This is a genomic window from Amycolatopsis sp. NPDC021455 (genome assembly GCF_040640995.1).
Lineage (GTDB): Bacteria > Actinomycetota > Actinomycetes > Mycobacteriales > Pseudonocardiaceae > Amycolatopsis.
In genome coordinates this window covers 24,330-34,427 of record NZ_JBFACT010000079.1, presented here as the reverse complement: position 1 = coordinate 34,427, position 10,098 = coordinate 24,330, and the positions used below count along the sequence as shown (strand labels likewise).

At 71.7% G+C, this 10,098-nt stretch carries 7 protein-coding genes; all 7 read right to left on the bottom strand.

The window, feature by feature from the left end; all coding sequences use genetic code 11:
* Positions 1-118: 118 nt before the first annotated feature.
* Complete coding sequence (locus AB0G28_RS43190) at positions 119-1,222, bottom strand: uroporphyrinogen-III synthase (protein WP_361103501.1); 1,104 nt, start codon at positions 1,220-1,222, stop codon at positions 119-121.
* Complete coding sequence (gene nirD, locus AB0G28_RS43185) at positions 1,219-1,563, bottom strand: nitrite reductase small subunit NirD (RefSeq protein ID WP_361103499.1); 345 nt, start codon at positions 1,561-1,563, stop codon at positions 1,219-1,221. The genes AB0G28_RS43190 and nirD overlap by 4 nt, the downstream gene beginning before the upstream one ends.
* Positions 1,560-4,067 (bottom strand): nitrite reductase large subunit NirB, encoded by a 2,508-nt coding sequence (gene nirB, locus AB0G28_RS43180; protein WP_361103497.1) that lies wholly within the window; start codon positions 4,065-4,067, stop codon positions 1,560-1,562. The genes nirD and nirB overlap by 4 nt, the downstream gene beginning before the upstream one ends.
* A 1-nt stretch (position 4,068) precedes the next feature.
* A complete protein-coding gene (locus AB0G28_RS43175; RefSeq protein WP_361103495.1) occupies positions 4,069-5,463 on the bottom strand; it encodes a nitrate/nitrite transporter in 1,395 nt (464 codons plus the stop codon).
* Positions 5,460-6,887, bottom strand: coding sequence for an FAD-dependent oxidoreductase (locus tag AB0G28_RS43170; RefSeq protein ID WP_361103493.1), 1,428 nt, complete (start codon positions 6,885-6,887; stop codon positions 5,460-5,462). The genes AB0G28_RS43175 and AB0G28_RS43170 overlap by 4 nt, the downstream gene beginning before the upstream one ends.
* Complete coding sequence (locus AB0G28_RS43165; RefSeq protein ID WP_361103491.1) at positions 6,884-8,932, bottom strand: molybdopterin oxidoreductase family protein; 2,049 nt, start codon at positions 8,930-8,932, stop codon at positions 6,884-6,886. The genes AB0G28_RS43170 and AB0G28_RS43165 overlap by 4 nt, the downstream gene beginning before the upstream one ends.
* A gap of 227 nt (positions 8,933-9,159) precedes the next feature.
* Positions 9,160-9,957: a TIGR02569 family protein gene (locus AB0G28_RS43160; protein WP_361103489.1), complete on the bottom strand. Its 798-nt coding sequence runs from the start codon at positions 9,955-9,957 to the stop codon at positions 9,160-9,162.
* Between the last annotated feature and the right edge of the window lie 141 nt (positions 9,958-10,098).

Below are 10,098 nucleotides of genomic sequence, written 5' to 3'. Positions count from 1 at the left end.
GGGGGGGGTAACAGAACCCGCGGGCGGCGGGGGGGGGGGCCCCCCCCCCCCCCCGCGGGGGGGGGGGGGGGGCCCCCCCCCCCCCCCGAACGCCACATTGGGGCGATTGAGACGGCGGTCAGGCGTCCACAGCGAGCCGATACCCCCGCTTCACCACGGTCTGCACCACCTTCCCGCCCCCCAGCGAAGTCCGCAGCCGCCCGATGGCGGTCTCCACGGCGTGCTCCTCCCCACCCCCGGGCAACGCCGAAATCAGCTCCCGCCGCGAAACCACCCGTCCCGGCGAAGCCGCCAAAGCCCGCAACAACGCCATCGGCGCCGGCGCCACCTCGCGCCACTCACCGTCCACAATGGCCGCTTGCCCCCGCAGCTCGATCGACCTCCCACCCGCCCGCAACCGGGGCGACCGCGCCACCAGCGTCTCCGACACCGTCCGGGCCAGGGCGCCGATGCGGGCCCGCTGCGGCTGGACCGTGGGCACCCCCAGTGCCGCCAACGGTGCCGCCGTGATGGGGCCGACGCACGCCGCCACCACCGGGCCCGACAACGCCGACACCAACCCCGGCAGCCGCCCTGTCCGGCGGGCCAGGGCCACCAATGAAGCCGCCGCCGGGGCGCTGGTGAACGGCAACGCGTGGATCGATCCGTCCAGTACCCCGTCCAGCAGGCGGTCCACCGGGCCCGGGTCCACCGGGCCGACCCAGCGGTACACCGAGATTTCGATGACCTCCGCCCCGGCCGCGCGCAGCGTGTCCACGAAGTACGGCAACGGCTCGCCGTGCAGCTGTACCGCGATCCGCATCCCCTCGACCCCCGAGGAAAGCAGGTGCTGCAACAGCTCCGCGTTGCTCTCCGAAGCCGGCGAGTACGACTCCGAAAGCCCCGCCGCGCGAATGGCGCCCGTGACCTTCGGACCGCGCGCCAGCAACGCGGACGACGACAAGCGCGAGATCAGCGCGTCCCCCAGCCCCCAGCCCTCGGCCGCCTCCAGCCAGCCGCGGAAGCCGATGCCCGTGGTCGCGACCACGGCGTCGACCGATGAAGAAAGCAGCCTCGTCGTCGCCTCGTGCAGCTCGGTGTCGTCCGTCAGCGGCACGATCCGGATCGCCGGGCCGTAGCGGACGCTCGCCCCCTTGCGCACCAGCAGCGCGCCGAGCTCGTCAGCCCGGCGCGCCGCGGTGATGCCGATCACGAAACCGGCCAGTGGGAGCACATCGCTCACGGGCTCTCCACTTCGACGACGCCTTCCCGCACGCGCACCTCGTACACCGGGACCGAAACGTCCGAAGCGTCCAGGCACTGTCCACTGTCGAGCGCGAACCGTTCCTTGTAGACCGGCGAAGCCACCACCGGAACGCCACCCGCGTCACCGACGATGCCGCGCGAAAGCACCGCCGCGCCGCTGCAGGGGTCCCAGTTGGACAGTGCGTACCACCGGTCGCCCGGCAGCCGGAAGATCGCCACCTGAACGTCGCCGCCGAGCAGCGCCGCGACACCCGAGTATTCGGCGACCGAAGCGGCCGGGCAGATCGCCGTCCAGGTTCGTTCGATCGACGTCGTCATCGCCGCACCTCCGGGACTCCGAGCATGACGGGCACTTTCTGCTGCCGCTCCTCGCGGAACGAGATGGCCGGGTCGGGCGCGCCCGGCGCGTTGACGAACGAGGTGAAGCGGGCCAGCTTCTCCGGGTCCTCCAGGACGCCCTTCCACTCGTCGGCGTAGTTGTCGACGTGCTTGGCCATCGCCGCGTCGAGGTCCTCGCAGATGCCGAGCGAGTCGTCGACGATCACCGCGCGCAGGTGGTCGAGCCCGCCTTCCATCTCCTCGATCCACGGCGCGGTCCGCTGCAGCCGGTCGGCGGTGCGCACGTAGAACATCAGGAACCGGTCGATCGTGCGGATCAGCGTCTCCGTGTCCACGTCGGACACCAGCAGGTCGGCGTGCCGCGGGGTGGTGCCGCCGTTGCCGCCGACGTAGAGGTTCCAGCCCTTCTCCGTGGCGATGATGCCGAAGTCCTTGCTCCGCGCCTCGGCGCACTCACGGGCGCACCCGGACACCGCCGACTTGAGCTTGTGCGGCGAGCGCAGCCCGCGGTAACGCAGCTCAAGCTCGATCGCGAGCCCGACGCTGTCCTGGACGCCGTAGCGGCACCAGGTCGACCCGACGCACGACTTGACCGTCCGCAGTGCCTTGCCGTACGCGTGCCCGGACTCGAACCCGGCGTCGACGAGCCGGCGCCAGATCAGCGGCAGCTGGTCCACCGTCGCCCCGAACAGGTCGATCCGCTGGCCGCCGGTGATCTTCGTGTACAGCCCGAAGTCGCGCGCCACCTCGCCGATCACGATCAGCTTGTCCGGCGTGATCTCGCCGCCGGGGATCCGCGGCACGACCGAGTACGTGCCGTTGCGCTGCAGGTTGGCCAGGTACCGGTCGTTGGTGTCCTGCAGCGTCATCTGCTCGCCGCCGAGCACGTGCCCGTTGCCGAGGGTGGCGAGGATCGACGCCACCGCCGGCTTGCAGATCGCGCAGCCGCTGCCCGTGCCGTAGCGGCCGATCAGCTCGCTGAACGTCGTGATCCGCGTGGCCTGGACGATCTCGAACAGCTCCGCGCGCGACTGCGGGAAGTGCTCGCACACGGCCTTCGACTGCTCGACGCCGGCCGCGGTGAGCAGCCTGCCCAGCAGCGGGACGCACGACCCGCACGCCGTGCCGGCGCGGGTGCACGCCTTCAGCTTCGGGACGGTGTCGCAGCCGTCCTCGTGGATGGCCTGGGTGATCGTGCCCTTGGTCACCGCGTTGCACGAGCAGATCTGCGCCGCGTCGGGCAGCGCGTCGACGCCGACCGCGGCGCCGCCGCCCGCCGGGGCGAGGATCGCGCCCGGCTCGGCCGGCAGCGGACGGCCGACCAGCGCGCGCAGGGTGTTGTACTCGGTGGCGTCGCCGACGAGCACGCCACCGAGCAGCGTCTTGCCGTCGTCGGTGACCACGAGCTTCTTGTACGTCCCGGCGACGGCGTCGTTGACGGCGACTTCCAAAGCGCCTTCGGTCGTCGCGTGCGCGTCACCGAAGGAAGCGACGTCGACGCCCATCAGCTTCAGCTTCGTGGACGTGTCCGGCTCGGGGAACGTCCCACTGCCGCCGGTGAGCTGCGCGGCGACGATCTCCGCCATCGCGTAGCCGGGCGCCACGATGCCGTACACCTTGCCCTCGACCGCCGCGCACTCGCCGATCGCGTAGATCGCCGGGTCGCTGGTGCGGCAGGACGCGTCGGTCAGCACGCCACCGCGCGGCCCGAGGTCCAAACCGGACTGCCGGGCCAGGTCGTCCCGCGGCCGGACACCGGCCGAGAAGACGACCAGGTCGACGTCGAGTTCGGTGCCGTTCCCGAGCCGGGCCAGCAGCCGCGAGCCGTCGGCCTCGATCGCGTCGGTCGACGTTCCCGTGTGGACGGTCACGTCGAGGTCGGTGATCATCCGCCGCAGCATCGCGCCGCCGCCCTCGTCGACCTGCAGCGGCATCAGCCGCGGCGCCATCTCGACGACGTGCGGGGAGAGTCCCATGTCCCGCAACGCCTTCGCGGCTTCCAGGCCGAGCAGGCCACCGCCGATGACGACGGCCGAGCGTCGTCCGCGGCCGGGCTTGTCGACCGCGGCCTCGCGGATCGCGTCGAGGTCCTCGATGGTCCGGTAGACGAAGCAGCCGGCCAGGTCGTGCCCGGGCACCGGCGGCACGAACGGCCGCGAGCCGGTGGCCAGCACGAGCGCGTCGTAGGAAACGACATCGCCGGAGGCCGTGGTGACCGTGCGATCCTCCCGGTCGACCGAAACCGCCAGCTCACCGAGCCGGAGGTCGACGTGCGAATCGCCCGCGTAGTCCGAGCCGGGCAGTGCCAGCGACGCCGGGTCCCAGGTGTCCACATAGGACGTCAGCGCCACCCGGTCGTACGCCGGGCGCGGCTCCTCGGACAGGACGACGATGTGCCAGTTCCCTTGGGGGTCTTCCGCGCGCACCGCCTCCACGAGCCGATGGGCGACCATGCCGTGTCCGGCGACGACCAGGGTGGGCATATCAGACCTCCGCTCCCGCGAGCGCCAGGCCGCGCTCACTCGTGGGCTGTTCGGCGGGCTTGCGCAGGTAGACCGCCCAGGTGACGGCGAAGCACAGCCCGTAGAAGACCAGGAACCCGATGAAGGCGGGGACGCCGCTCTTCGCGTCGGCGAAGGACTGCCGGAACGCGAGGTTGATGAACAGGCCGCCCTCGGCACCGATCGCGCCGGCCAGGCCGATCAGCGCGCCGGAGAGGCGACGGGCCTTGAGCAGCTCGGCCGCTTCCTCGGCGCCGTTCGCGATGGCGATCTTGGCCTTGGCGCGGAAGATGGCCGGGATCATCTTGTACGTCGAGCCGTTGCCGATGCCGGCCAGCACGAACAGCACCACGAACGCGACCGTGAACAGCCCCAGCGACTTCGACGTCGAAGCGAGGACGAGCACGACCGTCGCCGCCGCCATCCCGATGAAGGTGGCGAAGGTGATCTTGCCGCCACCGATCCGGTCGGACAGCCAGCCGCCGACGGGCCGCGACAGCGAGCCGAGCAGCGGGCCGAGGAACGTCACCGCGGCCGCCTGCAGCGGGGTGCGGCCGAACTGGTTCTGCAGCACCAGGCCGAAGGCGAAGCTGTAGCCGATGAAGGAGCCGAACGTCCCGATGTAGAGGAACGACATCACCCAGGTGTGCGGCTCCTTGACGACCTCGCGCATCGCCTTGGTGTCGCCCTTCACGGTGGCGAGGTTGTCCATGAAGAAGTACGCGCACACCGCGGCGATGACGATCAGCGGGAGGTAGATGAACAGCACCAGCCGCGGCGCGGTCGCGCCCGCCGTGCCGATCACCAGCAGGCCGATCAGCTGGATCGCCGCGACGCCGAGGTTGCCGCCGCCGGCGTTGAGGCCCAGGGCCCAGCCCTTGTGCTTCTCCGGGTAGAACGTGTTGATGTTCGTCATCGAGGAGGCGAAGTTGCCGCCGCCCACCCCGCCGAGGGCGGCGACGAGCAGGAAGGTGCCGAGCGACGTGCCGGGGTGCAGCACGACCGCGGCGAGGATGGTCGGGACCAGCAGCAGCACCGCGGACACGACCGTCCAGTTGCGGCCGCCGAACTTCGCCACGGCGAAGGTGTAGGGCAGCCGCATGAGCCCGCCGATCAGCGTCGGCGTCGAGACCAGCAGGAACTTGTCGGCGGGGGAGAAGCCGTAGTCCTTGCCCATGAACAGGACGATGACCGACCACAGGGTCCAGATCGAGAAGCCGATGTGCTCGGCGAAGACCGAGAACCAGAGGTTGCGGCGGGCGATCTTCTTGCCCGTGGACTCCCAGAACTCCTCGTTCTCGGGTTCCCAGTGTTCGATCCAGTGCTTTCCTTGGTGGGCCACGGCGTTCTCCTTCGTGCGGCGGTTCGTGGTGGTCATTGCGCGGCGAGCCAGTTCGCGATGCCGCCGACGGTGTCGGAGCACCCGCCGCATCCCGTCGTGGCTCGCGTGGCCCGCGCCAGTGCGGGAGTGTCGGTGGCCCCGGCCTTCCAGGCCTCGATCAGCCGGCCTTTGGTGACGTTGTTGCAGCGGCAGATCACCGCCGTGGCCGGCAGGTCGGCCGGGCTGGCCGCCGGGGTGCTGCCGCTGGGCAGCGCCCGGCCCAGCAGGACGGCGAGCCGGTCTTCGGGCAACGGCGTCCCGCGGTCGTGGAACTGGGTGATCGTGGCGGCCGCGTCGGGCAGGCCGAGCAGGATCGCTCCGGTGACGCGGTTTTCGCGGACGACGAGCTTGCCGTACCGCCCGCCGCTGGGGTCGTTGAAGGTGAGCACCTCGGCGCCGTTGTCGGATGCTTCCAGCTGGGTCTCGCCGAGGGCGGCGAGGTCGATGCCGCGGGCCTTGAGCCGGGTGACGGCCGTGGTGCCGCGGTACCGGGCGGCCGCGTTCGTCCCGGTCAGGACGTCGGCCAGCACGGATGCCTGCTCCCAGGCGGGCTGGATCAGCCCGGCCGGGGCACCGGGGTGACGGGCGCAGTCGCCGAGGGCGTGGATGCGGCCGTCGCTGGTGCGCAGCGTGTCGTCGACGAGGATGCCCATGTCGACGTCCAGGCCCGCTTCGGCGGCCAGGCGCGTCTCGGCGCGGACGCCGGCGGCGACGACGACCAGGTCGGCCGGGACCAGGCTGCCGTCGTCGAGCTTGAGCCCGTCGCCCGGCAGGTAGCGGGCGGCGGTGGCGCCGAACTTGAACGTCACGCCCATGTCGGTGAGCTGCCGGGCCAGGACGTGCCCGGCGGCCGGGTCGAGCTGGCGTTCCATGACGTGCCCGAGCGGGTGCACGACGGTCACCTGGTTGCCCCGCCCGGCCAGGCCGCGGGCGGCTTCGAGGCCGAGCAGGCCGCCGCCGAGCACCGCGACCGGCGCGCCGTAGCGGGCGGCGTCGAGGATCTTGGCGCAGTCGTCGAGGCTGCGGAACGCGACCACGCCGGGGCCGGCTTCGAGGCCTTCGACCGGCGGGATCCACGGGTTGGCGCCGGTGGCGAGCACGAGCGCGTCGTAGTCCACAGTGGATCCGTCGGCGAGTTCGACGCAGCGCTTCTCGCGGTCGATCCGGGCGACGTCGACGCCGAGCCGCAGGTCGATGTTGTGCCGCTGAGCCCACTCGTCGTCGTGCAGGCGGACGCTTTCGGCGCTCATCCCGCCCGCGACGACGGCGGACAGCAGCACCCGGTTGTAGGCGGCGTGCTTCTCCGCGCCGAGCACGGTCAGCCGGACGCGCTCGGCGATCGGGTCCCGGCGGCGGATCTCGTCGGCCAGGCGGGCGCCGGCCATGCCGTACCCGACGACGACGACTTCACGGGGGGTCATGCGGCACCATCCACGGTAGACAAGGACACGGCACACACCTTGAACTCCGGCATCCGGGAAACCGGGTCGAGCGCCGGGTTGGTGAACAGGTTGGCGCGCTGCTCACCCGGGAAGTGGAACGGGAGAAAGACCAAGTCGGGCTTGAGACTCTGGGCGAACCGCACCTTCGCGACGGTCTCGCCGCGCCGCGAACGGACCAGTGCCCGGTCGCCCTCTTCGAGCCCGGCGCGCTTGGCGGTGTCCGGGTGGACCTCGACGAACGCCTCCGGGACGACCTCGTTGAGCTCTTGGACGAGCCGGGTCTGGGCGCCCGACTGGTAGTGCTGCAGCACGCGGCCGGTGGTGGCCTGCAAGGGGAACTCGTCGTCGGGCAGTTCGGCCGGGCCGGTGTGGTCGACCGGCACGAACCGCGCGCGGCCGTCCGGGTGGGCGAAGGCGTCGAGGAACATCCGCGGCGTGCCGGGGTGGTCGTTCTCCGGCACCGGCCAGTGCAGGGCCTCGCCGTTGCGCAGCCGGTCGTAGCTGACGCCGGAGTAGTCGGCGACCCCGCCCTTGGACGCGATCCGCAGCTCTTCGAACACCGTCTCGGCGTCGGTCGGGAACCGATCTTCGGGCTGCCCCAGCCGGAGCGCGAGCCCGTTGAGGACGTCGAGGTCGGACCGGACGCCCGGCGGCGGAGTCAAAGCCTTGCGCCGCAGCAGGATCCGGCCTTCGAGGTTCGTGAGCGTGCCGTCCTCTTCGGCCCACTGGGTGACCGGCAGGACGACGTCGGCCAGCGCCGCGGTCTCCGACAGCACGAAGTCGGCGACGACCAGGAAGTCCAGTTCGGACAAGCGATCTTGGACTCGCTGCGAGCGCGGCGCCGAGACGACCACGTTGCTGCCGAACACCATCATCGCCTTCGGGCCGTTCTCCTGGCCGAGCGCTTCGAGCAGTTCGGTGGCCGAGCGGCCCGGTCCGGGCAGGCTTTCGGCGTCGACTCCCCACACGCCGGCGACGTACTCGCGGGCGGCCGGGTCGTCGAGCTTGCGGTAACCGGGCAGCTGGTCGGCCTTCTGGCCGTGCTCGCGGCCGCCCTGGCCGTTGCCCTGCCCGGTGAGGCAGCCGTAACCGGAACCCGGGCGGCCCGGCAGGCCGAGGGAAAGGGCGAGGTTGATCCAGGCACCGACGGTCGCGGTGCCGGTGGCGTGCTGCTCGGTGCCGCGGGCGGTGAGGACGTAGGCGTTGCGCGCGCCGGCGAGCTTCGCCGCGGCGAGGCGCATGTCGGCGGCCGACACTCCGGTGACGCGCTCGGCGCGTTCCGGCCACCAGCTCGCGGCGATCCGCCACATGTCGGCGAACCCGCTCGTCCGCTCGTCCACATAGGACTGATCGAGGTGCCCCTCGGCGACGACGGCGTGCAGGATGCCCAGCGCCAGCGCGAGGTCCGTGCCCGGCGCGGGCGCGAGGTGCAGGCTCGCCAGCTCGGCGGTCGGGGTGCGCCGCGGGTCGACGACGATCAGGTCGGTCCCGCGCAGGTGCTGCGTGAACGGCGGCATCGTCTCGGCCGGGTTCGCCCCGGCGAGCAGCACGACGTCGGCTTGTTTCAGATCCGTGACGGGGAACGGCATCCCGCGGTCGGCCCCGAAGGCCTTGATCCCCGCGGCGGCGGCCGAGGACATGCAGAACCGGCCGTTGTAGTCGATCTGCGAGGTCCCGAGGGCGACGCGGGCGAACTTGCCGAGCAGGTAGGCCTTTTCGTTGGTCAGCCCGCCGCCGCCGAAGATCGCGACGCCGTCCGGGCCGTGCGTTTCCTGCGTTTCACGGAGTTTCCGCGCGACGTGGTCGAGGGCGAAGTCCCAGCTGACCGGCTCGAGCGCGCCGTTCACGCGCAGCATCGGCGTGGTCAGCCGCTTCGGGCTGGTGAGGAGGGAGCCGGAGGTCCAGCCCTTCTGGCACAGGCCACCGGCGTTCACCGGGAAGTCCCGCGGCGTGACGCGGGCGCCGTCGAGGCTCATCCCGCACTGCAGCGCGCAGTACGGGCAGTGGGTGTCGACCTGCGGCATCGGGCACCTCCTCGGCGTTTCGGGCTTGCCCTGACGCTAAGGAGGCCGTGTTAACCGGATTCGACCGAATGTTTCAGGCAGTTGACATTGCGGCGGTGTTTCCGCCGCCCGGCCGGTGAGATCGCCGTCCACGGACCGGGACTCCGGAGGTCAGCGGGCCCGAACCGGACATGACGCCCGATCTTGCGACGTCGGTCACAAACGACCTCAGAACACCCTGCCGCCGGTCACAGGACCCCGGACACCTCGCGGGCCGCCGCGCGCAGGCCGTCCAAAGACGCCTGCGTCGACCTCGGGTTCAGCGCGTTGGACGCGAGCCGGAACAGGACCGCGCGCAGCAGGAGCTGCGGCCACTCCGGCAGGTGGGCCCAGCGTTCGAGCAGGTCACGCCCCGCACCACCCCAAGCGAGCGCGTCCACCGCCACGATCGCCGCGCCGTACTCGCCCGGTCGGTAGTACGGCACGAAGTCGACCACGCCGGGGACGTCGTCACCGTCGAAGAGCAGCCCGGCCAGCAGCTCGCCGTGCGCCACCTGGGACGGGAGCCGGATCGGGCGGCGGGCGCCGGCGAGGACCTCGAACCAGCGGCCGCCCTTCGTCTCCTCCAGGGGGACCTCGAGTTCCTCCCAGGCCACGCGGTCGGCGACCGCGTCGACGTCGGTTCGGGCGTCGAGGAAGTCCGGCCGCGGCAGGCCGGTGGTGGCCCGGTGCAGCTTCACCGCCGCCAGCACCGACGCGTCGCCGCGGTGCTCCGGCGTGCCGGGGACGAACCGCGACGCCGTCCAGCCGCCGACGATCCAGCGGCCGTCGGTGGACCGGACCGGCTTCGCGACCCGCAGCCCCGGCTCGTTGACGTAGTCGAGCGCGTGGGCGGTCCACAGCGTCCTGACCTTGTCCGTGACCGGCTTGAGCACGAGGTCGCCGCAGCGCCACGCCGTCGAGTCGGGCAGCCGTCCGGCGCCGTCGGCGGGGCCACCGAAGGCCGCGCAGACGTGCGCCGGAGGACTTTCGAGGGTTGACCGCACGGGCGTGACGTTACCCGGCCGGGTGTTCCACGAATGAGAAGACGCGCTGCTCACACACGGTTTCCCGACCTGGGCCAAAAGCCGTGAAGGCCTCCTTACCGGCGCAAGAAGCCGGTAAGGAGGCCTTCACGGACCACCACT

Excerpts from the sequence above, each read along its gene's own strand:
- AB0G28_RS43170 (WP_361103493.1), bottom strand. The coding sequence starts at position 6,887 with ATGACCCCCCGTGAAGTCGTCGTCGTCGGGTACGGCATGGCCGGCGCC.
- nirB (WP_361103497.1), bottom strand. The coding sequence starts at position 4,067 with ATGCCCACCCTGGTCGTCGCCGGACACGGCATGGTCGCCCATCGGCTC.
- AB0G28_RS43175 (WP_361103495.1), bottom strand. The coding sequence starts at position 5,463 with ATGACCACCACGAACCGCCGCACGAAGGAGAACGCCGTGGCCCACCAA.
- nirD (WP_361103499.1), bottom strand. The coding sequence starts at position 1,563 with ATGACGACGTCGATCGAACGAACCTGGACGGCGATCTGCCCGGCCGCT.
- AB0G28_RS43165 (WP_361103491.1), bottom strand. The coding sequence starts at position 8,932 with ATGCCGCAGGTCGACACCCACTGCCCGTACTGCGCGCTGCAGTGCGGG.